The 25,716-nt window shown below is 54.1% G+C and carries 23 protein-coding genes and 1 pseudogene; 22 read left to right on the top strand and 2 right to left on the bottom strand.

Annotated features, from left to right (window positions below; all coding sequences use genetic code 11):
• On the top strand, positions 1 to 255 hold the full coding sequence (locus DBV39_RS07090) for a sulfurtransferase TusA family protein (protein ID WP_108620941.1): 255 nt from the start codon (positions 1 to 3) through the stop codon (positions 253 to 255).
• A 53-nt stretch (positions 256 to 308) separates the two neighbouring features.
• On the opposite strand, the gene DBV39_RS07085 is transcribed toward DBV39_RS07090, so the two are convergent.
• A complete protein-coding gene (locus tag DBV39_RS07085) occupies positions 309 to 1,481 on the bottom strand; it encodes an IS4 family transposase (RefSeq protein WP_407669199.1) in 1,173 nt (390 codons plus the stop codon).
• 212 nt (positions 1,482 to 1,693) lie between these two features.
• Between DBV39_RS07085 and rpsP the strand changes: the two genes are divergently transcribed.
• Genes rpsP through trmD form a run of 3 tightly spaced genes read left to right on the top strand, consistent with a single transcriptional unit; the run spans position 1,694 to position 3,585 of the window.
• Positions 1,694 to 1,954, top strand: a complete 261-nt coding sequence (gene rpsP, locus DBV39_RS07080) for a 30S ribosomal protein S16 (RefSeq protein ID WP_108620940.1) — start codon at positions 1,694 to 1,696, stop codon at positions 1,952 to 1,954.
• Positions 1,955 to 2,001: 47 nt separating this feature from the next.
• Positions 2,002 to 2,817 (top strand): ribosome maturation factor RimM, encoded by an 816-nt coding sequence (gene rimM / locus DBV39_RS07075; RefSeq protein ID WP_108620939.1) that lies wholly within the window; start codon positions 2,002 to 2,004, stop codon positions 2,815 to 2,817.
• A gap of 6 nt (positions 2,818 to 2,823) precedes the next feature.
• The gene (trmD, locus tag DBV39_RS07070) at positions 2,824 to 3,585 is read left to right on the top strand and encodes a tRNA (guanosine(37)-N1)-methyltransferase TrmD (protein ID WP_108620938.1); all 762 of its coding nucleotides are present in this window, start codon (positions 2,824 to 2,826) and stop codon (positions 3,583 to 3,585) included.
• A 192-nt stretch (positions 3,586 to 3,777) separates the two neighbouring features.
• Here trmD and DBV39_RS07065 read toward each other — a convergent pair whose 3' ends face one another.
• Positions 3,778 to 6,669 carry a valine--tRNA ligase gene (locus tag DBV39_RS07065; protein WP_108620937.1) on the bottom strand — a complete coding sequence of 964 codons (2,892 nt, stop codon included), beginning with the start codon at positions 6,667 to 6,669 and terminating at the stop codon, positions 3,778 to 3,780.
• A 251-nt stretch (positions 6,670 to 6,920) separates the two neighbouring features.
• On the opposite strand from DBV39_RS07065, the gene ndk reads away from it, so the two are divergent.
• The 18 genes and pseudogenes from ndk to dnaG all read left to right on the top strand — a co-directional run bounded on the left by ndk (position 6,921) and on the right by dnaG (position 25,574).
• A complete protein-coding gene (gene ndk, locus DBV39_RS07060; protein ID WP_108620936.1) occupies positions 6,921 to 7,346 on the top strand; it encodes a nucleoside-diphosphate kinase in 426 nt (141 codons plus the stop codon).
• 94 nt (positions 7,347 to 7,440) lie between these two features.
• Entirely contained in the window at positions 7,441 to 8,622 is a 1,182-nt protein-coding gene (rlmN, locus tag DBV39_RS07055; RefSeq protein WP_108620935.1) for a 23S rRNA (adenine(2503)-C(2))-methyltransferase RlmN, read from the top strand.
• Positions 8,619 to 9,113, top strand: a complete 495-nt coding sequence (locus DBV39_RS07050) for a helix-turn-helix domain-containing protein (RefSeq protein ID WP_108620934.1) — start codon at positions 8,619 to 8,621, stop codon at positions 9,111 to 9,113. Before rlmN ends, DBV39_RS07050 begins: the two co-directional genes overlap by 4 nt.
• Entirely contained in the window at positions 9,110 to 10,387 is a 1,278-nt protein-coding gene (ispG, locus tag DBV39_RS07045; RefSeq protein ID WP_108620933.1) for a flavodoxin-dependent (E)-4-hydroxy-3-methylbut-2-enyl-diphosphate synthase, read from the top strand. The genes DBV39_RS07050 and ispG overlap by 4 nt, the downstream gene beginning before the upstream one ends.
• Positions 10,388 to 10,612: 225 nt before the next feature.
• On the top strand, positions 10,613 to 11,908 hold the full coding sequence (hisS, locus tag DBV39_RS07040; protein ID WP_108620932.1) for a histidine--tRNA ligase: 1,296 nt from the start codon (positions 10,613 to 10,615) through the stop codon (positions 11,906 to 11,908).
• Between the two features lie 108 nt (positions 11,909 to 12,016).
• The gene (locus tag DBV39_RS07035; protein ID WP_108620931.1) at positions 12,017 to 12,652 is read left to right on the top strand and encodes a YfgM family protein; all 636 of its coding nucleotides are present in this window, start codon (positions 12,017 to 12,019) and stop codon (positions 12,650 to 12,652) included.
• 5 nt (positions 12,653 to 12,657) lie between these two features.
• Positions 12,658 to 13,818, top strand: coding sequence for an outer membrane protein assembly factor BamB (gene bamB, locus DBV39_RS07030; RefSeq protein WP_108620930.1), 1,161 nt, complete (start codon positions 12,658 to 12,660; stop codon positions 13,816 to 13,818).
• A gap of 72 nt (positions 13,819 to 13,890) precedes the next feature.
• A pseudogene (der, locus tag DBV39_RS07025) lies at positions 13,891 to 15,164 on the top strand (ribosome biogenesis GTPase Der).
• Between the two features lie 8 nt (positions 15,165 to 15,172).
• The gene (hisC, locus tag DBV39_RS07020) at positions 15,173 to 16,249 is read left to right on the top strand and encodes a histidinol-phosphate transaminase (protein ID WP_108620929.1); all 1,077 of its coding nucleotides are present in this window, start codon (positions 15,173 to 15,175) and stop codon (positions 16,247 to 16,249) included.
• A 111-nt stretch (positions 16,250 to 16,360) separates the two neighbouring features.
• On the top strand, positions 16,361 to 16,600 hold the full coding sequence (gene hfq / locus DBV39_RS07015; RefSeq protein ID WP_108620928.1) for an RNA chaperone Hfq: 240 nt from the start codon (positions 16,361 to 16,363) through the stop codon (positions 16,598 to 16,600).
• Positions 16,601 to 16,639: 39 nt separating this feature from the next.
• Positions 16,640 to 17,746 carry a GTPase HflX gene (gene hflX / locus DBV39_RS07010; protein ID WP_108620927.1) on the top strand — a complete coding sequence of 369 codons (1,107 nt, stop codon included), beginning with the start codon at positions 16,640 to 16,642 and terminating at the stop codon, positions 17,744 to 17,746.
• Positions 17,712 to 19,028, top strand: a complete 1,317-nt coding sequence (hflK, locus tag DBV39_RS07005; RefSeq protein WP_108620926.1) for an FtsH protease activity modulator HflK — start codon at positions 17,712 to 17,714, stop codon at positions 19,026 to 19,028. Before hflX ends, hflK begins: the two co-directional genes overlap by 35 nt.
• Before the next feature lie 11 nt (positions 19,029 to 19,039).
• Positions 19,040 to 19,936: a protease modulator HflC gene (gene hflC, locus DBV39_RS07000; protein WP_108620925.1), complete on the top strand. Its 897-nt coding sequence runs from the start codon at positions 19,040 to 19,042 to the stop codon at positions 19,934 to 19,936.
• Between the two features lie 254 nt (positions 19,937 to 20,190).
• Positions 20,191 to 21,354: an ATP phosphoribosyltransferase regulatory subunit gene (locus tag DBV39_RS06995; protein ID WP_108620924.1), complete on the top strand. Its 1,164-nt coding sequence runs from the start codon at positions 20,191 to 20,193 to the stop codon at positions 21,352 to 21,354.
• A gap of 30 nt (positions 21,355 to 21,384) precedes the next feature.
• A complete protein-coding gene (locus DBV39_RS06990; RefSeq protein ID WP_193853053.1) occupies positions 21,385 to 22,680 on the top strand; it encodes an adenylosuccinate synthase in 1,296 nt (431 codons plus the stop codon).
• A 4-nt stretch (positions 22,681 to 22,684) separates the two neighbouring features.
• On the top strand, positions 22,685 to 23,218 hold the full coding sequence (locus DBV39_RS06985; RefSeq protein WP_108620923.1) for a phosphoribosyltransferase: 534 nt from the start codon (positions 22,685 to 22,687) through the stop codon (positions 23,216 to 23,218).
• A 197-nt stretch (positions 23,219 to 23,415) separates the two neighbouring features.
• Complete coding sequence (gene rpsU / locus DBV39_RS06980) at positions 23,416 to 23,628, top strand: 30S ribosomal protein S21 (protein ID WP_108620922.1); 213 nt, start codon at positions 23,416 to 23,418, stop codon at positions 23,626 to 23,628.
• A gap of 56 nt (positions 23,629 to 23,684) precedes the next feature.
• On the top strand, positions 23,685 to 25,574 hold the full coding sequence (gene dnaG / locus DBV39_RS06975; RefSeq protein WP_108620921.1) for a DNA primase: 1,890 nt from the start codon (positions 23,685 to 23,687) through the stop codon (positions 25,572 to 25,574).
• Positions 25,575 to 25,716 lie beyond the last annotated feature (142 nt).

Here is a 25,716-nt window from a genome sequence, read left to right as displayed (position 1 = left end):
ATGAGTGGAGAACAGATTGATGTTCCTGTTCCGACCCAGACCGTCGATGCGAGAGGTCTTGCGTGCCCTTTGCCCATCCTGAAAGCAAAGAAGGCTTTGTCGGCGATGCAGTCGGGTGATGTGCTCGAGGTTATCACCACTGATCGCCACGCAATGCGCGATTTTCAGGCGTTTTGCAAGCAGACTGGCAATCCTTTGTTGTTACAGAGGCAGGAGGATGATCTTGCGTATCACTATCTCCAGCGCCGGGCATGATGCAGGAAGTAAAAATTCCGTTGAAACCAATATTCATGCTCACTGCTGTCCGGTTAACTTTCGAATAATTTCAATTGCTTAGGAAGATCGGTTCGTTCATTCTGGTCATCAGTCTCTCGAAAGACGCATAAAAGCTGGGTTTTCTCGAAGACAGACACCGACAGAATCTGTAGCAAAGTGTAGAGTGAGGCCTCAATTTGAAGTTCCTTTTTCACAATGGCAATCAGTACGTAGGTCGAGACAGCGCACCAGATCTGCGTCTTGACCGCGTTCTCGCTGTTGCCCAGGAATTTCTTGATCCTGAGGTGTTGCTTGATCCACTTGAAGAACAGTTCGACCTGCCAGCGATTCTTGTAAAGCGTGGCAATCGTCAGGGGCGCGAGCGCAAAGTTGTTGGTCAGAAAGACCAGCGTTTTGCCCGTCGTGGGATCTTTGAACCGGATCCTTCGCAGTTGCTCTGGGTAGTGTCGTGCGGCAAGAAATCCGTTGAACACCACCGTCTGATCGCAGATGACGCCACTCTGTCGATCGGTACGCCGCGAGTAGATCCTTCGCATCCGGGTATTGGACTTGGCTCGGGTGACAAAGAACGCGCCGCGCTGATGCATCGCAAACAGACGAGCAAAGTCGAGGTAGCCGCGGTCCATGACATAGAACGAACCTGCCTCCACAGGCATGACGTCGAGCACGTTGACGTCGTGCATCTTGCCGTTGCTGATATGGATGAAAGCCGGGATGCTTCCTCGAAGATCGAGCAGTGTATGCATCTTGACCGCTGCTTTGGTCTGTCGAAAGCTGGCCCAGTCGAACAGACTCAGGCAGAGGTCGATCGTAGTGGAGTCCAGTGCATAGACTGTGTTCTTGAGATCGAGGCCGACCAGATCCGTGTCGCTGTACAGTTTGCGGGCACGTTTGATCAGCAACGCCGCAAGATCGGACCAGATGCGCCAGTCCCGAGACTCGTTGGCATCGGCCAGGGTCGAGCGACGAATGCTGTGACGAAAGCCCATACCGTAGAGCTTGCTGGGATGTGCACCGAGCGTGACTTCGATATCTCTCAGACTTTCTCGCCAGGTCAACTGCGCAAAGGCCATGACTCGAAATTGCTCTGCACAGCTCAACCGGCGAACCCGTGTGTTGCCACCGTAGCGCTCGACAATCCGGCCAAAGCTCGTCCAGGGCACGAACTCCATGAGTTGCGCAAACAAGGTCTTGCCGACGTTCATGAGCCACTCCCAAAAGGTCTACCCTTTCGAAAGTACTCAAAAATGAAGAATTCAGTTTCAAATCGGCACCAAACAAAATCGTCTCGAAAGCCGCGCCAATACTGGCTTTCACTGAAAAAATTACCGGTTTAACCGGACACTAGTGATTCATGCTAGAATCTTGGGCTTGGTTCTACATTTGATTATCTTCACTTATTTAAAAGGGATTACCTATGGTGGTGATTCGTATGGCACGCGGCGGCTCCAAGAAGCGCCCGTTCTACAGTATCGTTGCAACTGACTCGCGTGATCGTCGCGATGGTCGCTTTATTGAGCGCGTCGGTTTCTATAATCCAGTCGCCAACGAAGGCGAAGAGGGTCTGCGTATCGCGATAGATCGTCTCGAGTACTGGAAAGGCGTAGGTGCTCAAATGTCGCCCGCAGTGGCTCGTTTGGCCAAGCAGTACGCCGGCAAGGTGACCGCGGCCGTTTGACGGGTGTTCGTGGAAATTGAAAGCCTAAAGATTGTTGCTCCTTCGGTATGACTGACTCGCGAGCGCAATCTAAATCGCCTCAATCTCACGAGGCGCAATATGACCCGCCTGCAGACCTTGTCGAAGTCGCTCGTGTTGCGGGTGCTCATGGGGTTCGTGGCTGGGTTAAGTTGCAACCGTTTTCTGCAGACTCCACGGTTCTGGATTCGGTCCGGACCTGGTGGGTCAGCGCGCCTCAGAAGGCGCTGGAACAGGCCTTGCGTGTGTCTGCCGATCGCGATGCCCATCGCTCGGGTGAGATGCCTCTTGGCCCTGTTGTTCCCCACCGAGTTGTCTGGAGCAAGGTTCATGGATCCACGTGGCTAGCTTGTCTCAAAGGGCTTGTTGATCGTGATCAAGCCCATGCGCTGAAAGGATCATCTGTCTGGGTGTCCAGAAAGGACTTCCCCGAACCTGATGCCGGTGAGTATTACTGGGTAGATCTTGTCGGGTGTGAGGTTTACTCGACAGACGCGGGTAACCAGCCTGCCGATTCAGGCGATCAGCCAGGAAGGTCCAGCATTTCTCTCGAGCAAGACGCGTCGATAGGGTCTGATAGTGTCGACTCTTCTGAGCCGCCAGTCACACTTCCGTCTGATCAACCCTCCTTACGCATTGGAGTCGTGGATCAGATTGAGGACAATCCTGCGCATCCCTTGCTTTCGGTTCTGCGGCAAAAGCCTGGCGCCGGCGGTCAATGGGTGCCTGATCTCAATGCACGTGGCAAGCCCATCCATACGCTCATACCATTTGTTGCTGCTCACGTTTTGTCCGTTGATCTGGAACGAAAGCGCATCATGGTTGACTGGCCAGCGGACTTTTAGTCTTCGATGCGAATAGATGTTCTGACTCTGTTCCCAGAGTACTTCGATGTATTGACCCGTCTGGGTGTGACGTCTCGTGCAGCGGACCGAGCCTTGTGGTCTTTGCACGCGTGGAATCCTCGCAATTTTGTTCATGATGTGCATCGGACGATAGACGATCGATCCTATGGTGGGGGTCCTGGCATGGTCATGCTAGCCTCACCGTTGACTGATGCTTTGCTCGCTGCCCGCGAGTCACGCGCTGATTCGGCAAAAGTAATTCTGATGGCGCCCGGGGGCAAACGATTTACTCAATCCGTTGCTTCGGAGCTCGCAGAGTCCTCTGGTGCGATTTTTGTTTGTGGACGTTACGAGGGAATCGATCAGCGCTTCATCGATCGTTTTGTTGATGATCAGTGGTCCCTTGGGGATTTTGTATTGTCAGGTGGTGAGCCCGCGCTTGTCGCGATGCTTGATGCTGCCATTCGCCTGCTTCCCGGTGCATTGAATCAAGGAGATTCGCACGGTCAGGACTCCTTTCAGGAGGCTCTGGATGGATTACTTGATTGTCCTCACTACACTCGCCCCGAGGTGCTCGGTGGTGATCGTGTGCCAGAGGTGTTGATGTCCGGGCATCATGCTCGGATACGTCAGTGGAGGCGCGAGCAATCACTTAGACTGACCCAACTCAACCGACCTGATCTTATTAAAACAGCGCGTGAGAAAAAACTCCTTTCCGATACCGATGAGGCGTTCTTGCGCGGTATGTTTCAGAACCATGAGTCGTGACTTACTCGAAACGCCGACCCCCTGACTATGCTGGAACTGCTTAACTATGTTGCGTCATCTTGCAAACAGGATGGGCATAAGAAGTCTGGGTGTGAGATTGGCGCGTGAGAAACAGCGCAAGTGCGCCCGGTTTTTCCTATAGGAATGCCATCCGGGTGCCAGCGCCACCCGGATGTGCTTTAAAGGCAGAAATCAGTTCGACGGGCTGTTTTCGGCCAGTCGGACTCTCTGCTGTCTGACGTTTTCCAGCGTTTGAGTGAAGTTCGCCACACGTTGCCTTTCCTGTTCGACGACGTGGGTTGGCGCACGTTGCACGAACGATGGATTGCCAAGTTTGCCATTTGCCTTGGCAATTTCATTCTCAAGCCTTGCGATCTCTTTGTCCAGTCTGGCAAGTTCCGCCTGAACATCAATTTCGACTTTCAGCATTAGCCGAGTTTCTCCAACGACTTGGACAGGTGCTCCTTGATCTTGCGGTAATGCGTCAACAACTTCCACCTCGGAAAGCTTGCCCATGAACGCCAGGTACGGCGCATGGGTTTGCAAGATTTCCATGGACCCTTCAGCGTACAGAGGCACCCTCTGGGCTGGAGATAGCTGCATTTCGCTGCGTAATGCACGAATGGCTTCTATCTCGGATTTGAGTGATTCAAATGCCTTCTCTGCCTGTTCAGAAATGCGGTCGATCTGTGGCACAGGGAAGGGTTGAACGCTGACGCTGGTTTGTTCGCCGGGGTTGCGGGTCCCAGTCACTAGCGAGATTTTTTGCCAGAGCTCTTCTGTAATGAAAGGTGTGATTGGATGTAACAACAGGAGAATCTCTTCCAGTACTTCGATCAGGGTCTGTCGGCATCCTGCTCGTACCTTTGGGTCATCAGACTGAAGCTGGACTTTTGCGAGCTCCAGATACCAGTCGCAGTACTCGTCCCAGACAAAGTGATAAAGCGCGTTTGCAATGTTGTCAAACCGGTAGTCGGCGAATCCCTTTTCTACCTGGGTCTTGACCTGTTGCAGGCGAGAAAGGATCCATTGTTCCGGTAGACCGGAGATGTTGACTTCCGTGCCAGACTCGTGTTTGTCCTGTGTGTGCATAAGCACGAAGCGAGCGGCATTCCAGAGTTTGTTGCAGAAGTTGCGATAGCCTTCGCAGCGCTTGAGGTCGAAATTAATGTTGCGGCCGAGAGATGCGTAGGCAGCCATGGTAAATCGCAGTGCATCTGTTCCAAACGAAGGGATTCCATCCGGGTAATGTTTCCGTGTTGCCTCTTCGATGGAGCTGGCTTGCTTGGGATTCATCAGTCCATACGTGCGTTTGGCAACAAGGTCTTCAAGCCCGATTCCATCAATCAGGTCAACCGGATCAAGTGTGTTGCCTTTGGATTTGCTCATCTTCTGGCCGTCGGCGTCCCGAATGAGTCCGTGCACGTAGACATGCCGGAAGGGCACCTTGCCCGTCAGGTGGGTGGTCATCATGACCATTCTGGCCACCCAGAAGAATATGATGTCAAATCCTGTGACCAGAACGCTCGATGGCAGGTATTTCTCAAGATCCGGTGTGGACTCTGGCCAGCCGAAGGTGGTGAATGGCACCAGCGCTGAGGAAAACCAGGTGTCAAGAACATCCGGGTCGCGGACAAGCTTGCCGGTGTAGCCTCCATCCCTGGCTTTTCGGTAAGCCTGATCTTCGTCGCGTGCTACAAACACCCGTCCATCATCTGCGTACCAAGCCGGAATCTGATGGCCCCACCAAAGTTGTCTTGAAATGCACCAGTCCTGGATATTTTCCAGCCACTGGTTATATGTACTAGTCCAGTTGGATGGGTAAAACTGAATCTGGCTGTTCTCCACGACATCAAGCGCCACCTCGGTGATGCTGCGTCCCGGATGCATGCTTCCGCTTGGAGCGGGTTTGCTCATTGCAACGAACCACTGATCTGTGAGCATCGGCTCCAATACCACGCCGGTGCGATCTCCTCTGGGCTGCATCATGGTGTGAGGATCAACCTTGATCAGATAGCCTTGCTCCTTCAGCGCGGCAACCACTGCCTTGCGAGCTTCGAAGCGCTCCATTCCTCGAAACGCCTCGGGTCCGTTCTCGTTGATATGCGCATCCGGGGTAAAAATCTCGATCAACGCAAGTCCATGGCGAAGCGCGCACTGATAGTCATTGAAGTCGTGGGCGCCAGTGATTTTGACCACACCGGTCCCGAACTCCGGGTCAACAAACTCATCTGCGATGATCGGAATCTGGCGATCGCACAAAGGCAGATCGACCATGCGTCCGATCAAGTGCTGATACCGATCGTCCAGGGGATGAACGCACAGTGCGCCATCTGCGAGCATCGTCTCAGGGCGCGTCGTGGCGATTGTCAGTCCACGTAGCTTGACCTTTTCTCCGTCCTGGTGGATTGTTTGTGGGCCTTCTACAAACGGGTATTCAACATGCCAGAGCGATCCCTGGGTCTCGACCATCTGAACTTCCAGGTCCGATACAGCTGTCAGCAACACAGGGTCCCAGTTCACCAGCCGCTTGCCACGATAGATCAGTTCCTCTTCGTACAGACGGACAAAGGTCTCGACTACCCCGACAGACATCCGCGCGTCCATCGTGAAGTATTCGCGTGGCCAGTCCGCTGAAGCCCCGAGTCGACGAACCTGGCTGGTGATCGTGCCACCTGACTGCTCTTTCCATTGCCAGACTTTCTCGACAAACTTTTCCCGACCGAGGTCGTGGCGGGAGACTTTCTGTGCGTCAAGTTGTCGCTCGACGACGATCTGGGTGGCAATTCCCGCGTGATCCGTGCCAGGTACAAACACTGTGTCATGTCCTCGCATGCGGTGGTACCGAATCAGGCCGTCCATGATCGTCTGATTGAAAGCATGCCCCATGTGCAATGTTCCTGTCACGTTTGGTGGAGGGAACTGAATCACGTAGGGAGCTTGTCCGGCGTGTGTGCTATCGACATGCCTGCCTGCCTGAAAGTATCCCGCCTGCTCCCAGCGTGGGTACCAGTAGGATTCAATCTGCGCGGGTTCGAAACTCTTGGGTAAGTCCTGGTCGGGTGTATCGGGTTTATTGGTCATTGAAATGCAACTATGGTCAGAGTGTCTGGTCGATCACAGGAGCGCCACTCCAGTTGTATGCAAGAAAAGGTCAGTGGATCGCACTATTGCTTGCGGCAACACCTTTCTTGCGGGCAGGTTTGTGACGAGCGATTAATCCTCTATTTTAAGGTGCTGGGCCGATCTCGGTCATGTTAGAATCTTCGGCTAACTTTAATTTTTAAAAGTCCCTGTTTTTATTGGGAATTACTGGTGCCCTTTAGGAGTTTCTGATGTCAGTTGAACGTACATTGTCGATCATTAAGCCCGATGCAGTAGCAAAGAACGTGATCGGCCAGATTGTCAGCCGCTTTGAGCAGGCTGGTTTGAAGGTGATTGCCGCGCGCATGATGCAGCTTTCGCGTGAAGATGCAGAGCGTTTCTATGCTGTGCACAAAGAGCGTCCTTTCTTCAAAGATCTGGTTGATTTCATGGTCTCCGGCCCTGTTTTTGTGCAGGCTCTGGAAGGGGAGTCGGCCATCCAGAAAAATCGCGACCTGATGGGAGCAACAGATCCAAAGAAGGCTGACAAGGGTACGATTCGTGCCGATTTTGCGGATAGCATTGATGCCAACGCCGTACACGGTTCTGATGCCCCCGAAACTGCTCGTAACGAGATCGCCTTTTTCTTCCCGGAAATGAATATTCACAGCCGTTGATCTGGCTATTGCCTTTTCAGCAAGCAGGGTGCGATAGGGAAAATCAATACCGTCCAGCACCCTACATTCTTTAAAAGTCAAACCGGAAAGCCTCATGTCGACGCAACCAATCAACCTGATGGGGATGGATTCAGCCAGACTGGCCGAGATGGTGGCTCAGTGGGGCGACAAGCCGTTCAGGGCTCGCCAGCTCTTGCGCTGGATTCACCAGCGGGGGGTGTCCGAGTTTGACCAGATGACCGATCTGGCCAAGGCATTCCGAGCCAGATTGCAAGAACAGTGTGTGATTCAGGCTCCGTCGGTGGTGTCACGTCATGTCTCTACTGATTCGACTCGCAAATGGCTCTTTGATGTCGGACAGGCGAATGCAGTGGAGACGGTTTTTATCCCTGAGGATGACCGCGGTACCCTTTGCATATCGAGTCAGGCAGGTTGTACTGTAGCCTGCCCGTTTTGCTCCACTGGTCATCAGGGTTTCAACCGTAACTTGACGACCGCAGAAATCATTGGTCAGCTCTGGTGGGCGCGACATGAATTGTCAGCCACCGGAGCGGTCACGCGTCTGCAGGCAGGCATCAATCAGGATGAGGACGGTGGTTCGGGCTCTCCGGATCCACGCATCATCACCAATGTTGTGTTCATGGGCATGGGAGAGCCTCTGCTCAATTACGACGCCGTGCTCGGTGCTCTGCGTCTGATGCTGGCGGACAACGCCTGGGGGCTTTCACGGCGCCGAGTGACTGTGTCGACCTCCGGAGTTGTCCCTATGATGGATCGACTGGCACTTGACTGCCCGGTTGCTCTGGCTGTTTCATTGCACGCGCCAAATGATGAGCTTCGTGATCGACTCGTTCCTTTGAACAGAAAGTATCCCTTGGTGGATCTGCTTGAGTCCTGTCGTAATTATCTTGTGCATGCGCCGCGTGATTTCATTACATTTGAGTATGTGATGCTTGACGGAGTCAATGATCAGCCCGAGCATGCCGAGCAACTGATTGAAATCTCCAGACAAGTGTCATGCAAACTGAATTTGATACCCTTCAATCCGTTTCCGCAGTCCGGATTGCGTCGCTCTCCTCTGTCCAGAGTAAGAGAGTTTGCTGATCGCCTGCAGTCTGCTGGTGTGGTGACAACTGTTCGCAAGACACGTGGCGATGATATTGACGCAGCTTGCGGTCAGCTTGCCGGAGAAGTGAAAGACCGCACGCGACTTGCCGAGAAACGTCTGGCTGCGGCTGGTTTACAACCGATTCGTATGGTGGAGAAGTCTTCATGAGCGACCAGGGTGAGCTCGAGAATCCTTTAAAGGTGGCATCTGAGCCGATGTCGGAAGTACCTGGCAACGCGTTGGCGGCACTCAAAGCCATCCGCCAGTCCAGGGGCCTGAGTCTCGAAGATGTTTCAGCCCGGCTAAAGTTTGCACCCCGACAGGTCGAAGCATTTGAGAACGGACAGTGGGATGCGCTTCCGAATGGCATTGGGCTGAGAACGCTGGCCAAGAATTATAGTCGTCTGCTCGGTGTGGACATGATGTCCATCGAGCCTTTGTTGCCGAAACAGGATGTGCGAGGTGGTTCCACGATTGCCCGTCAGCACTCGTCAGGCCCTGGCCTGGGTATGACGATGGAGCAGGTGGAGTCTCACCGGTCATGGCCCTGGATGCTGATCATTATCCTGGTGGTGGTGGTGGTGCTTGCTATCGCAATCTGGCAGGGCATCCTGCCCCGGACAATGCTGCCAGAGTGGGTGAGAGGATTATTTGAATGACAGGCTTGATCGCAAACAGCCACGACACCGTTGTTGGGCCAGCATCGCGTAGAAAGACCCGTTCCGTCACATGTGAGTGGGGTGACCATCGTGTGCAGATTGGGGGTGATTCGCCTGTGGTCGTGCAGTCGATGACGAATACGGATACTGCCGACGCCATTGCAACTGCGATACAGGTTAAGGAGCTTGCGCTGGCCGGATCGGAGATCGTTCGCATCACGGTTAATTCGCCAGAGGCTGCAAGAGAGGTTCCTGTCATTCGCGACCAACTCGACAGAATGGGTGTAAGTGTTCCTCTCTGTGGGGATTTTCATTTCAACGGACATAAATTACTGACCCAGTACCCCGAGTGCGCGCAGGCCTTGTCAAAGTATCGTATCAATCCTGGCAATATGGGTGGAGGTAAGCGACGCGACGACAATTTTGCGCAAATGATCGAGGTAGCCTGCCGCTGGGATAAACCAGTCCGGATCGGGGTGAACTGGGGAAGTCTTGATCAGGAACTGCTGGCACGCATGATGGATGAGAACAGTGGTTTGTCCAGACCACGTGATGCGCAGGCAGTGATGCGAGAGGCTTTGGTCGTCTCGGCGATCAACAATGCGCAGCGTGCCGAGGAACTCGGGCTACCTGGCAACGCGATCGTGCTCTCATGCAAGGTTAGTCATGTTCAGGACCTGATTGCTGTTTACCGCGAACTTTCAAGCCGATGTGACTACCCATTGCATCTCGGTCTGACCGAGGCCGGAATGGGATCTAAGGGAATTGTGGCATCCACGGCCGCTTTAAGCGTGCTCTTGCAAGAAGGTATTGGAGATACGATTCGGATCTCTTTGACACCGGAGCCAGGCGGAGACCGCTGCCGTGAGGTGGTTGTTGCTCAGGAAATACTGCAGACCATGGGGTTGCGGGCTTTTACACCGATGGTGATTGCATGTCCTGGCTGTGGTCGCACGAGTAGCTCATTTTTTCAGGAGCTTGCCGATCAGATTCAGAGTTATCTGCGTGTGCAGATGCCCGTCTGGCGTTCTAAGTATCCGGGGGTTGAGAGCATGAATGTGGCCGTGATGGGATGTGTGGTCAACGGACCTGGCGAGAGCCGTCACGCTGATATCGGTATCAGCCTGCCAGGAACTGGCGAGATGCCGGCGGCACCCGTATTCGTGGATGGCGTCAGAACTGTAACGCTCAAAGGGGATGGAATTGCCCAGGAATTTCAGGCAATTGTCCAGGACTATGTTCAGCGGCGATATGGGTCAAAGGCCAACGCCTAAGACGCTCTCAGGCTGAAGGCGGCCGACTTGGTTCCATCGACGTGGGTAGATGTGCATGACAAGCCCGATCTTTTGTGTGTGCAGACACCTGGCGCGAACAGAGCAGTTTTGGTTCGAGTTTCAAACAGAAAGATATTTTGAAAGGAGATACGGGAATACTGGGTAGGCTGAGCCTTTGCATCACCTGCCGCCAGGCGATAGTGGCGAGCGTTTCCGTATATTAGGATGACAGAAAGTTTCAAGAAAGTATCCGCCATTCGTGGCATGAATGACTTGCTTCCTGATGTGTCGCATCAGTGGGAAGCGCTTGAGTTGACCTTGCAGAAGTGGCTGCATCTTTACGGCTATCGCAATATGCGGGTCCCGGTGCTGGAGCACACGCGTCTTTTTACACGCGGTATCGGTGAGGTCACTGATATCGTCGAGAAAGAGATGTACACGTTCACCGATTCGCTTAACGGTGAGTCGCTCACATTGCGCCCCGAGTTCACGGCGGGTGTGGTGCGGGCGTCGATCGAGCATAACCTCCTGTACGAACGCCCTCAGCGTATCTATAGCATTGGACCTGTTTTCAGGCATGAGCGACCACAGCGCGGACGCTATCGCCAGTTTCATCAGCTTGACGTGGAAGGTCTGGGATTTGCCGGACCAGATATCGATGTCGAGATGATTCTGATGACCGCGCGTCTTTGGCGCATGCTGGGTATTGATGGTATCGAACTGGAGTTGAACACGCTTGGTCAGCTTTCTGAACGACAGGCTCATCGGACAGCGCTGATTGCTCATCTGGAAGCGCACAAGGATACGCTGGACGAGGACGGTCTGCGTCGTATGTATTCCAATCCTCTGCGTGTACTTGATACGAAGAATCCTGCCATGCAGGAAATGGCCAACGCAGCGCCAAGGCTGTTTGATTTTCTGGGCAAAGAGTCAAGGGCGCACTTCAAGAGCATTTGTGATCGTCTTGACGATGCAGGGATTGCCTATCGGGTCAATCCTAGAATGGTTCGCGGGCTCGATTATTACAATCTGACGGTTTTCGAATGGGTGACAGATCGACTCGGTGCCCAGGCAACGGTTTGTGGAGGCGGGCGCTACGACGATCTGATATCTTTGCTTGGCGGAAAGCCGGCACCGGCTGTTGGTTTCGCTATTGGACTCGAACGCCTGGTCGACCTGTGGTCGCAGTCACAGGAACTGGGGGCACCTCCTCAGTGTGATGTCTACGTCGTACACCAAGGGGATTCAGCGTTGACGCAGGCGTTGCGTCTTGGTGAAGCTATCAGGGATGCGGGTATGCGAGTCATTGTTCATGCGGGGTCTGGCAGCTTCAAGGCCCAGATGCGCAGAGCGGATCACAGCCAGGCTGCAATTGCGGTTATTCTAGGCGAGTCGGAAATCGAGTCAGGTCAGGCGTCAGTCAAGACGTTGCGCCGTGCGGGCGAGGCGATACAGGGCGATCAGGCAAGCGTATGGTTTGCTGATGTGCCGGCGTATCTTCAAAGGCAGATTATCGGTTGAGGGCATGTGGTCTGGTCAGACCAGGACTTCAATACATGAATATCTTGTTTGGACAAAAAGGGCCGAACAAGATTTGCAGAAATAGTGAATTAGATAAGGTTCAAGTGCATGGCATACGATCTGGAAGAGCAGGAACAAATTGAACAGTTGAAAGCCTGGTGGAGCAAGTACGGCACGTTGACCTTGCTGCTCCTGTCATTGGCTCTGGCAGTTGTTCTTGGCTGGCAGGGATGGAACTGGTATCAAAACCATCAGGCGACTCAGGCCAGGGGTTACTTCGAAGCGCTGCAAAAGGCTTCGACCCAGATGGATTCGCCGGAGTCTGTCAACAGGGTGCAGGCCGCTATGACAACCTTGCAGTCTGACTTTCCCGCAACCGACTATGCAGCCCGGGCTGCTCTCGTGGCTGGAGATGCTCTGGCGCGTGACGGTAATAATGCCGGGGCCGAGGCGGCGCTTGCCTGGCTGGCACGCAGTGAGCATGAGGCGTTTGCGCCGATCGCACGCCTGCGTCTGGCTGGTTTGCTGATGGATCAGAAAAAATTTGATGACGCACTCGCTTTGCTGGATGAGCCACCACCCTCATTTGAAGGGGTTTTTGCGGATCGTCGTGGCGATGTGTTGCTGGCCAAGGGTGATGTCAAGGCAGCGAAAGCGCAGTGGGGGCGTGCTCTAGAGTTGCTGGGGGCAGCCAATCCGCTCATCAGCATCGTCCAACTGAAAATTGAAACCTCAGGTGCCTGATTAATATGTTTCGTACAGATTCTCTGAGATCGGTAGTTCGCGGCCTGGTCCTTGTGACAGCGTTAGTCGCTTCGGGATGTTCATGGTTTGGCTCTCGCGACACAAGAAATGATCCCGCACCATTAGTTCCGCTTTCGAGTGCGACATCACAAGGGGCGATTGTCTGGCGTGCCCCGGTTGGTGTGGGCACAGGTTTCGGGTTTGCCCCGGCAGTCGTGGGTGACTCCGTTTATGCTGCCGCGGCCAACGGTGTTGTCACACGAGTGGATCTCGCTACTGGCGCCACGGTCTGGACGAAAACCGTCGCACCAAAGCTTCAGGCAGGTGTGGGTTCTGATGGCGAGACTGTAGTGGTTGTGACGCCTCAGGGCGAGGTGGTTGCTCTTGATGCCCAAGGCGAAGAAAAATGGCGCGAACAAGCGACCAGCGAGGTGGGTGTGCCTCCCTGGGTTGGTAAAGGTGTTGTGATTGTTCGTTCAGGCGACTACCGGATTCAGGCCTTCAACGTGGAGAATGGTGATCGGATCTGGAACTTTCAGAGACCAGGTCCGACGCTGGCTTTGAGGGCACCGACCCGCATGACGATGGTGCAAAATTTGGTCCTCGTGGGGATGCCCGGAGGACGCCTGCTCGCAGTGGAGCCAGTTATTGGTGCTGTGGTGTGGGAGGGAATCGTTGCTGTGCCCTATGGAGCAAGTGATCTGGATCGGGTCAATGATGTTGTTGGCATTCCGATTGTTCAAGGTGATCGATTGTGTGCCGTCGCTTACCAGGGCAGGGCTTCCTGCTTTAACCTGGAAGAGGGCGGTGTGACGTTGTGGACCCAGAACTTCTCAAGCGTGGTCGGAATGGGTGCAGATTCCCAAAAGCTGTACATTCCGAACTCCCGTGACAGCATCGTCGCGCTTTCCATTGTGGATGGCGAAGTTGTGTGGCGGCAGGATACGCTGCGTAACCGTAAGCTTAACGAGCCTGCAGTGAGTATGGGTGTGATAGTGGTGGGGGACCTCGAAGGTCAGGTTCACCTGCTTTCGACAGAAAATGGTGAGCCACTTGGGCGTTTGCCAATCGGTGGGGGGGCAATGATTGCGCCTGCACAGGAAACATCCCAAGGCGTGTTGGTGCAGGCGGGCGATAGTTCGCTTGCCATGATTCGAGTGAATTGATCCGTGATCTTTAAGCCTGTAGTGACCCTGGTGGGTCGTCCCAATGTCGGAAAGTCGACACTTTTTAACCGCCTGACGCGTTCGAGGGCAGCGCTTGTCGCGGATTTTTCCGGCCTGACCCGCGATCGTCATTACGGGGAGGGGCGTGTCGGCGACAAGCCTTTTATCGTCGTTGACACAGGAGGGTTCGAGCCAGTTGCCAAGACAGGCATTCTGTCTCATATGGCACGACAGACCGAGCAGGCGATCGCCGAATCAGATGTGGTCATTTTTCTGGTTGATGCGCGTAATGGTCTGAACGCGCTCGATCACGAGATTGCGGCCATGCTGAGGAAAACCGGACAGAAGGCTATCTTGTGTGTAAATAAAGCCGAAGGCATGTCGCACAATGCTGCTGTGGCCGAGTTTCACGAGCTGGGTCTGGGAGAGCCGCATGCCATTTCAGCGTCTCACGGTGACGGGGTCGTTGACCTGATCGAGCGAGCATTGGCAGAGTTTCCTCAGGTCGAGGAAGAGCCAGTTGATCCGGATCTGCCGGTCGATCACCGGATCAAGCTAGCCGTGGTGGGCAGGCCCAACGTTGGAAAGTCCACACTGATCAATACTCTGGTGGGTGAGAACCGTGTTATTGCATTTGACATGCCAGGAACCACCCGGGACGCGATAGAAATTGAGTTTGAACGACAGGGTAAAAAGTACACGCTCATTGACACGGCGGGTCTGCGCAGGCGTGGCAAGGTGTTCGAGGCAGTCGAGAAATTCTCAGTAATCAAGACGTTGCAGGCGATCGAGGCATGTAACGTGGTCTTGCTCATGCTGGATGCCCAAGCCGAGATCTCGGATCAGGATGCACATATTGCCGGATTTATCCTAGAGTCTGGAAGGGCGCTTGTCATTGCCATTAACAAATGGGACAACATCGATAGCGACCAGCGCGAGCGGGTGCTGAGAGAGTACGAGCGCAAACTGCGTTTTCTGTCGTTTGCCAAGGTTCATCACATCTCCGCTTTGCGGGGTCAGGGCGTCAATGCGGTGCTTCGCGCTGTCAACACGGCCCACGCGGCCGCCTTCACGAAACTGTCAACCCCCAGGCTTACGCGGGTCCTGCAGGATGCTGTTGAACAGCAACCGCCGCCAAGAAAAGGAATATTCCGCCCGAAAATGCGCTACGCACACCAGGGGGGCAAAATCCTCCCCGTATAATCATCCATGGCAATGCGCTGGATTCCATATCCGATTCTTATCGCAGATATTTGGAGGCGCGTTTCAGGGATGCGTTTGAGCTTGCTGGTACGCCATTGAGAATCGAGTTCAAATCCTCCTATAACCCTTACGTGGATGCGTAATTCATAACATGAGTCGTTTTTGGAGCCGGTCAGTCAGTTCACTTGACCCATATGTTCCGGGTGAGCAGCCATTGGTGCACAATCTCATCAAGCTCAATACTAACGAGCATCCGCTCGGGCCTTCGCCTCGGGTGCTGGAGGCGATCGCCCAAGCGAGTACTGCATCGTTGCGTCTGTACCCTGATCCCAATGCGACTGCCCTGACTCAGGCGATTGCCCGCCGGTACGGGCTTGCTGCTGCTAACGTGTTTCTTGGCAATGGTTCGGATGAAGTGCTTGCACACGTTTTTTACGGGTTGCTCAAGCAGGACCGACCGCTTTTTCTGCCTGATCTGACGTATGGTTTCTATCCAACGTACTGCCGGTTGTACGGGATTGACTATCACTTTGTTCCGCTTGATGAGCAGTTTCAGATTCGCGCGGAAGATTATTTTCCAGGTCAGGCCGAGGTTCAGGCTGGTGCCATCATTATTGCAAATCCAAATGCTCCTACGGGGCATGCCCTCAATCTAGGGCAGATCAAGGATATCCTGAGTGGAAACCCTGATATACCGGTTGTGGTTGACGAGGCGTACGTTGATTTTGGTGCGCAGAGTGCTGTTTCACTCATCTCTGATCATCCAAATCTGCTGGTTGTACATACATTTTCCAAATCTCGCTCGCTTGCAGGGTTGCGTGTCGGATATGCGATGGGATCTGCGGAGTTGATTGACGGGCTTGAGCGCGTCAAGAACAGTTTCAATTCCTATCCTCTTGACAGCCTGGCTCAGGCTGGAGCACTTGCAGCAATTGAGGATGACGCCTACTTCGAGGCGGCATGTCGTCAGGTAATCGAAACGAGAGAGTCCTTGAGGCAATCATTGCGGGAATTAGGCTTTGAGGTTTTGCCATCAAGCACCAATTTCTTGCTCGCTCGGCATCCCGATCACAAAGGTGAAGATCTAGCCGCCTGGCTGCGGGAGCGGGCAATTCTGGTGCGCCACTTCAATAAGCCCAGAATTCGTGATTTCCTACGTATCACAGTTGGAACTCCGGAGCAGTGTCGGTGTCTGATTGAGGCACTGATTGCGTGTGTGAAACCCTGACAGGGCTGGAAAGCGATTTTCCTAAAAATTCATTAGAATCGAATCGCTTTTCCCTGCATTGGGTTTAGGCACCACTATTTCCAGAATAATTACTACACATTGGAGTTATCAATGAGCAACAAGGGGCAGACCCTGCAGGATCCCTTCCTGAATGTTTTAAGAAAAGAACACATTCCCGTCTCAATTTATCTGGTGAACGGAATCAAGCTTCAGGGCCACATTGAGTCATTTGATCAGTATGTCGTATTGTTGCGAAATACGGTGACTCAGATGGTATACAAACATGCCATCTCCACGGTCGTTCCTGCCAAGCCGGTTTCCTTGCCTCTGGAGGCCAATGAGGCAAGTTAACTTTCACGGTTTAACCGGGGCCAGTGTGAGAGAGTGTCAATGCGCGCTTTGGTGATTGGCGTAGATCTGGGACATCCGGACTATCTGGCCCAGCATGAAGAGTTTGAGCTGCTCGCCAAGAGTGCAGGTGCGCAACTGTGTGCAGACATTACTGTCCGGCGTGATCGTCCCGACGCAGCGTATTTTATCGGTACCGGAAAAGTTCAAGAGGCGGTCGAACTATGTAGTCTTGCACAGGCGGATATTGTGCTGTTCGATCAGCCCTTGTCGCCCGCCCAGCAGCGTAACCTTGAGCGAAAACTCGGTGTTCGAGTCGTTGACCGTGTCGCATTGATCCTCGATATCTTTGCGTTGAGAGCCCAAAGTCATGAAGGCAAGCTGCAGGTTGAGCTCGCCCAGTTGCAGCATTTGGCGACTCGCCTGACAAGACTCTGGACTCACCTTGAGCGGCAGCGCGGTGGAATCGGCATGCGCGGACCAGGCGAATCACAGCTAGAGATGGACCGCCGTATGATCGGGACGAAGGTCAAGATGCTCAAGGAGCGTCTCGAAAAAGTTCAGAGGCAGCGGGCGACCCAGCGACGTGCGCGTGCAAAGGGACCGACGCTCTCTGTTTCCTTGGTCGGTTATACCAACGCGGGAAAATCTACTCTATTTAACGCAATGACGCGTGCCGGTGCCTATGCAGCCGACCAGTTGTTCGCGACACTCGACACCACGACGAGGCGAGTCTGGATCGAAGGGGCAGGTCAGGTCACACTGTCTGATACCGTCGGATTTATTCGCGATCTTCCTCACACGCTCATTGCGGCTTTTAGGGCCACGCTCGAAGAAGCTGTTCATGCTGACTTGTTGCTGCATGTCGTTGACGCATCCAGTGAGCAGCGTGATGAGCAGATATTTCAGGTGCAGCAGGTTCTGGAGGAAATTGGTGCGAACCAGATTCCTCAGATTCTGGTCTATAACAAGATCGACAGCACTGGCCTGGAACCAAGGGTAGAGCGTGACGCACATGGTACGATTCGAAAGGTTTACATCAGCGCGCGGCAACGCCAGGGCCTGGACCTTTTGCGGCAGTCTATAGCCGAATTTGCATCATCTTCAGGAAACCATGCGACTTCTAACGAGAATTTTCAATTTGAATGATCCCGGCTGGGGCCGCGGTTCGGGCGGTCAGAATGGATCGGAACCGCCCAAGCGCCCCAAGCAGGACGGTCCACCTGATCTGGATCAGGTCTGGAGTGACTTCAACCGCAAACTGAGTAATCTGTTTGGCAAGGGGGGAGCAGGGGGCGGTCGTCCACGCGGGCCATCAGACGGAGGACCTTCTGGCCCGACGCCAAGGCAGGCTAAGGCAGGGTTTGGCATCGTTGTGGCTGGTGGCATACTGCTATGGCTTGGAAGCGGTTTTTTTATCGTCCAGGAAGGTCAGGTAGCGGTGATCACCCAGTTTGGTGCATATAAGAGTACAGCTCAGCCTGGCTTCCAGTGGCGTATGCCGTATCCGATCCAGGCACAGGAAATCGTGGATGTGTCCCAGTTGAGGACCTATGAAAGCGGTTTTCGTGGCAATGCGCGCAACAAGGTCCCATCCGAAGGGTTAATGCTGACCGAGGATGAGAACATCGTCGATGTTCAGTTTGTGGTTCAGTATCGCGTGCAGCCCAACGGAGCACCTGATTACCTGTTCAAGACGCGTGACCCGGATGATTCTGTCCATCAGACAGCTCAAAGCTCCATGCGTGAGATCGTGGGTCGTCGAACCATGGACTTTGTCCTCTACGAAGGTCGTACTCAAGTTGCGTCGAGTGTCCAGAATCTGATGCAACAGATTCTGGACCGTTATCAGACGGGAATCCTTATCAGTAGCGTGGCCATTCAGAACGTTCAGCCGCCCGAGCAGGTGCAGGCTGCTTTTGATGATGCGGTTAAAGCCGGTCAGGATCGTGAGCGTCAGATCAACGAAGGGGAAGCCTACAAGAATCAGGTTGTCCCGCTCGCTCGCGGTCAGGCATCTCGAATGCTTGAAGAGGCAGAGGGCTATCGTGCTCGAATCGTGGGTGACGCGCAAGGTGATACCGCCCGTTTCCTGAGCGTACTCATGCAGTATCGTCAGTCTCCTGGCGTGCTCAGAGAAAATATGTATCTGATGACTATGGAGGATGTGTTCCAGCGTTCCAGCAAAGTGTTTATCGATACCGAGCAGAGCAATAACATGCTTTATCTGCCATTGGATCGAATCATGCAGCAAGCGGCAGCGGGTGCCGAGTCGTCGAGAAACATGACTCAGCCAGCTAGTACGATGACGCCAGCAGCATCGACGCCACAATCGACAACCTCGATGCCGGCACGATCAAATAGCACGGGTCGACCGACGCTATCCGAGAACTATCCGAACACGCTTTCGCGTGATCGCACAGCTCGTTAAGGAGTCTATGAATGAGTAACAAATTGACTGCCTTGCTGGTCGCGATTGCGTTGATTGGTGGGCTATTGTCGAGCATGATGTTCACGGTCGGCGAGCGTAACTATGCCTTGGTCTTTGCTTTGGGTGAAGTCAAGCGCGTGATTCGTGACCCCGGTCTGCATTTCAAGCTACCCCCACCGTTCCAGAACGTTGTGATGCTTGATCGGCGGCTGCTGACCATCAGCTTTCAGGAGCCTGAGCGGATTCAGACGTCCGAGAAGAAGAACCTGTTGATCGACTCGTTCGTAAAGTGGAGGATTGCGGATCCCCGTCTCTACTATGTGACCTTTGCGGGTAACGAGCGTGCAGCGATCGCCCGCTTGCAGGCCCAGATTCGAGATGCGCTTAACGCGTCGGTGAACATCCGCACCGTCAAGGATGTTGTTGCCCTTGAGCGTGATGTCATCATGACTGAAGTGCTTGAGAACGTGAAACGTCGTGCGGAGCCACTTGGTGTAGAAGTCGTGGATGTGCGTCTTATGCGAATCGAGTTCGCTCCTGAGATCGCCGAGTCTGTCTTCAGGCGTATGGAATCTGAGCGTCTGCGTGTTGCAAACGAACTGCGTTCGATTGGTGCGGCCGAAGGCGAGAAGATTCGTGCCAGTGCCGATCGTGAAAGGCAGCAGATACTTGCCGAGGCGTATGCCCGTGCTCAGTCCATCATGGGTGAAGGTGACGCCCAGGCCGCAGAGCTTTATAGAAAGGCTTATGGTCAGGACTCGGATTTCTTCAGCTTCTATAGAAGTCTTGAAGCGTACCGTGAGGCATTTGGCAAACAGAGTGACGTGATGGTGGTTGATCCGAGTTCAGATTTCTTCCGTTACATGAAGTCGGCCACGGGTGGGGTGGTGCCAGCGTCAGTCCGGTGATCTCGACCTCGCGCCCGTGCAGAGAAATCTCGCGGGCGCATGGCCTGATGCACTGCGAGGTTTGTTGTGCACGTTATAATGCGCTGCAAGCCTAGGAATAGGTGTGAAGTGGCGGCTTGTTGGGTTCTTCCCCAAGCCGCTTTTCTTTTGTTTTTCCTGCAAATCAGGGATTGTTTGCTTCGGCCTGCACAGGCAGATGAGGCAGGGTCATGGTTTGCAACAGGAACTGAATTCGGAACCGGGACTCGTTTGACATGAACGGCCACTGGCTACTACCTGAACATCTGGCAGATGTGTTACCTGCCGAAGCACGGCGCGTTGAAGAATTGCGTCGGTCTTTGCTGGACCTTTTTCGTACCTACGGCTTCGAGACTGTATCTGCTCCAATGGTTGAGTATCTTGATTCTCTGCTCGCAGGTGCGGGAGAGGACCTTCGTCTGCGTACCTTCAAGCTTGTTGATCAGCTCTCTGGACGTACGCTTGGTTTGCGCGCAGACATGACTCCGCAGGCCACGCGCATCGATGCTCACCTGTTGAACCGTCAGGGTGTCACCCGTTTATGCTACTGTGGGCCGGTGTTGCACACTCGTCCGAATGGTCTGCTTGCAAGTCGTGAGTTGTTGCAGATCGGGGCCGAGATCTATGGTTATTCGGGGTTTCAGGCTGATCTTGAAATTATCCGACTGGCTATTGCGACCTTGAGCAAGGCAGGAATCACGAATAGCCATCTGGTTCTTTGCCATGATGGTTTGATTCAGGCCATCATTAACTCGGATTCCGCCGCGGTTGCGCGTGCGGATGAGATCATATCCCTGCTGCGTGACAAGGATCTGCCGGGCATCTCCGGCCTGGCTGACATCGAGGGCGGGTTGCTCGGACAGACGGTTGAGGCTCTGCACTGGCTTGCCCGGTTGAATGGGGGGGTTGAGGTTCTGGAGTCTGCCAGAGAGCACTTGCCTCCCTTGCCAGAGGTTACGCAAGCCTTGCAGACGCTGGAGGCCTTGCTGGCCGGACTGGATATGACATCCCTGAGTATCGATCTGGCGGATGCCGGCCAGTATGGATACCATTCGGGAGTGACTTTCATGTTCTATGCGCCTAACTGGCACGATGCGCTGGTTCGTGGCGGGCGCTATGACAATATCAGCATGGCTTACGGCCGTGCACGAGCGGCGACAGGATTCAGTCTTGACCTTCGTCGTCTGGCAGCATTGCTTGAGCCTGCTGCACCTGTCCGCGCTGTTCTCGCACCTGCGGGCTATGATGCGGAGTTGAACAAGTCGATCGACAAGCTTCGAGATTCCGGCGAGATCGTAGTGCAGTTGCTGCCGCATGAATGTGCCGAACATGCAGAATTTGAAATTGACCGTGAGCTGGCAAATGTGGGCGGCCGCTGGATCGTCAGGCCGTTGAACTGATAACCGTTTTGGGTTTGAGTGAATATCATTATGGGTAAGAATGTTGTCGTGATCGGCACTCAGTGGGGTGACGAAGGAAAAGGAAAGATTGTTGACTGGCTTGCCGAATCTGCACAGGGTGTCGTGCGGTTCCAGGGTGGTCATAACGCAGGTCACACGCTGTGGATCAAGGGGCGAAAGACGATTCTGCGATTGATTCCCTCAGGGATCATGCACGAGGACAAGCATTGTTTTATCGGGAATGGTGTGGTTCTCTCACCCCAGGCTTTGCTGGGCGAGATAGAGGAGCTTGAGCTTGCCGGGCTTGATGTTCGTACCCGCTTGAAGATCAGTCAGGCTTGTCCGCTCATCCTTCCATATCATGTGGCACTTGATCAGGCTCGCGAGGTGCGTAAAGGGGCTGGAAAGATCGGTACGACCGGACGCGGAATCGGCCCTGCTTACGAGGACAAGGTCGCACGACGTGCCTTGCGAGTGCAGGACCTGTTCAGGCCTGATCATTTCCGCAGTCAGCTCGAAGAGGTCCTTGATCTCCACAATTTTGTACTGACTCAGTATTTGAAAGCGGACGCGGTTTCAGCTGATGAGGTGTTCGATCAGGCGATGGCGCTTGCGGAGCGGCTTGCTCCCATGGTCACAGATGTCAGTGCTGAGCTTAACCGGATTCAGAAGGATGGTGGCAGTCTGTTGTTCGAGGGCGCTCAGGGTGCTCTTCTGGATATCGATCATGGGACCTACCCTTATGTCACAAGTAGCAATTGTGTGGCAGGTGCTGCAGCAGCGGGGGCTGGTGTCGGTCCGCAGTCGCTTCAGTATGTGCTTGGTATTACCAAGGCGTATGCGACCCGGGTTGGTTCTGGACCATTCCCCACCGAGCTTGATGATGAAGTTGGCGCACGGCTTGCCAGTGTCGGCAAAGAGTTCGGTTCGGTTACTGGACGCGCCCGACGTTGTGGCTGGTTTGATGGTGCCGCGCTCAAACGGTCTGTCCAGGTCAACGGTGTGAGCGGTCTTTGTATTACCAAGCTCGATGTGCTTGACGGTCTGGAAGCGATTCGTCTTGGTGTTGGTTATCGAGTCGATGGCCAGTTTACAGAATTGTTGCCGTTTGGTGCGCACGCGGTCAGCCAGGTCGAGCCGGTATTCGAAGAGTTGCCAGGCTGGTCGGAATCAACGGTGGGTGTCACAGAATTTGATAAACTTCCAGCCAATGCGCGTCAGTACCTGATGCGTATTTCGGAAGTATGCGAAGTACCGATCGATATCGTGTCCACAGGGCCGGATCGGGACGAGACAATTCTGTTGAGACACCCGTTCAAAGGTTGATTCGATGGCACAACAGCCCGATACTCCCCAGGATATCTGGATTAGTTGGGATCAGTACAACAAGCTGATTGAGCAACTCGCCTTGACTATTTATAAGTCAGGGTGGGAGTTCGACCAGATCATCTGTCTGGCTAGAGGTGGTATGCGAGTGGGAGACGTGTTGTCGCGTCTTTATCGTATTCCGCTGGCCATCCTGTCAGCCAGTAGCTATCGTGAGAATGCAGGAAAAGACCAGGGGCAACTGGATATTGCGCCATACATTTCCATGGCGTACGGTAGTCCGGAGGGAAGGGTTCTGCTTGTCGACGATATGGTGGATACTGGTCTGACGTTTGGTAAGGTGCGTGGCCACTTGCTATCAGCCTATCCGCGCATTACGGAATTACGCAGCGCCGTTGTCTGGTGGAAATCGCATTCTGTCGTGTCACCGGATTACCATGCCCAGTACCTTGAGAACAACCCCTGGATTCATCAGCCATTTGAGTCGTACGATACCCTGACGCTGAATGAATTGCGCCATGCCCACAATCGAGACTGACTTTATGTCTTTGGGGCCACACTTCAGGGCGACCGAGCGCAACCTTTGCGCAAGTTTGCCAGGATAACTCCAGTGCAGATGTGTTTGTGAATCTGGAAGAAGCCCTGATCTGTCACAAAAGCTAGCCTTCCTGTGCTTGTGTATGTTATAGTCACGGGCTATCCAATCGCAACCTTAACGTAATCACAAGACCTTATATGCCTATTGTCCGTCTGAAAGAAAATGAACCGTTCGAAGCCGCTCTGCGTCGCTTTAAGCGCACCATTGAAAAAACCGGCCTCCTGACCGAACTGCGTGCGCGTGAGTTCTATGAGAAGCCAACAGCTGAGCGCAAGCGTAAGCACGCTGCTGCGGTGAAGCGCCATTACAAGCGCATTCGTAGCCAGCAACTGCCTCCGCGCATGTACTGATCGCGGGCACGAGCTCTGGCGCGTGCCTTGGTGATAGCGCTTGACTTGAACCCGAGTTGATACCCGACTCCTTCATTCAGTCACTGCTGGCCCGGGTCGACGTCGTAGACGTCGTGGGTCGTTACGTGCAGTTGCGTAAAGGTGGCGCAAACCTGATGGGTTTGTGCCCCTTTCATAAAGAAAAGTCCCCTTCCTTTACCGTAAGTCCCACCAAGCAGTTTTATCACTGTTTTGGGTGCGGGGCGCACGGTAGCGCCATCACGTTCCTTATGGAGCATACAGGCGCAAGCTTTCCGCAGGCTGTAGAGACTCTGGCACAGAGCGTAGGCCTGCAAATTCCCCAAGAGAAGCAGTCACCTGCCGCCCGGCAGCGGTCCGCTCAACGTCGTGATGAACGTAATGCGCACACGCGTGTGCTTGACTCTGCAAGCCATTCTTACCGGCAGTCGTTGCGCTCGTCTGAGCCCGCGATTCAGTATCTAAAGCAGCGAGGGTTGACTGGCCAGATCGCAGCTCGCTTCGGGCTGGGCTGGGCACCGGACGAGCGGCAGGGGCTGTCAAGCGTATTTGCTCGATACGACGATCCGATCCTTGTTGAAGCTGGACTGGTGATTGAATCTGATGACGGTCGACGCTACGATCGGTTCAGAGGGCGAATCATGTTTCCGATTCGTAATCAGAAAGGTGAGCTGATCGGGTTTGGTGGGCGCATTATTGGCAAGGGTGAGCCCAAATATCTCAACTCCCCGGAAACCCCTGTTTTTAACAAGGGAAGCGAGCTTTATGGGCTATGGGAGGCGCGACAGGCAATTTCCCGAGCGCGCGAGGCGATCGTTGTCGAAGGGTACATGGATGTTGTCGGACTGGCGCAGCTTGGTGTCGAGAACGCTGTAGCGACGCTTGGCACGGCGACGACTCCCGAGCATCTGCGCAAGCTGGTGAGATTTACGGATCGAATCGTTTTTAGTTTTGATGGTGATGCTGCAGGCCGTCGAGCTGCCTGGCGTGCACTGCAGGCTGCGTTGCCGATTTTACGTGATGATCTGTCTGTGCGGTTCTTGTTTTTGCCGGCTGAACACGATCCTGATAGCTATATCAGGGCGTTCGGTCAGGCGGCATTTCGTGCTTGCCTGGACGAATCGGTCGCCTTGTCCGGATTTCTCCTTCAGGAGCTTTCAGGCAGACACCGTCTTGATGAGCCTGAAGGACGTTCTGCATGCATTCATGAGGCGGCACCGTTGTTTGCCGAGATTCCTGATAGTGCGATCAAGAGGCAGATCATGAACGAATTTGCGCATCTGGTCAGGCTCACTAGCCAGGAGCTCGAGCAGGCGTTGACTGGTACGTTGAACAAGCGCCTGATCGCACCTGGGCGACGACCAGGCGCAGCAACCGGGTCGGAGCCGTATGTGTCGCAGGACAGTCGCCTGCACAGTCAGCGAGACGCTGAAAGTGACTCTCCCCGGCGAAGAGATAGAGGGTCGGTGATGTCGGATTTTGAGGCACCTTCGCGACCACACAAGCGTTCCGTGACTTCACTTGCCAGACGACTGCTCACCCTGCTGCTTGCGCACCCTGAACTTGCGAAGTCAGTTGGTGAACAACAGCTTGAAGTGCTGGATAATGGAGCGCACCTTGAGTTGGTCAGGGATTTCATTCTCTTAGCACAGTCCAGTTCGGCTTCCCATCTTGGGGCTCTGATTGAAGCCTCTGATCCCGATGCGGATCTGACCGAGGTCCTGAAGGGGCTGTCGGCAGATCTGATGGGGCAGGCTGACTTGCCTGATCCCCAGGCTGAATGGGAAGATGCTTTGCAGCGCATCGAACTTGATAGTCTCAAAGCCGAACAGGCCAGACTGGTTGAACATGGACTCGACAGTGAGTCTGCCAGGACGCGCTATCAGGAACTTTCAAGACGCATTCAGAGTCTAATAAAAATACGTTGATTTTTCCGTAAGCTCCGGGACCAACAAAACGCGGATGACCTCAGGTACAATCAGAAGTCATTTCTCCGTTTCTATTGTTGGTTGCGGCAAGCCGCAATCGTCCTTCAGGTTCAGCCAGATAAATCCGCTGGGATGTCAGCAC

Source organism: Orrella marina, assembly GCF_003058465.1.
Lineage (GTDB): Bacteria > Pseudomonadota > Gammaproteobacteria > Burkholderiales > Burkholderiaceae_B > Algicoccus > Algicoccus marinus.
Note: the sequence above shows the minus strand (reverse complement) of the source record. Positions and strands in the feature narration are given on the sequence as shown.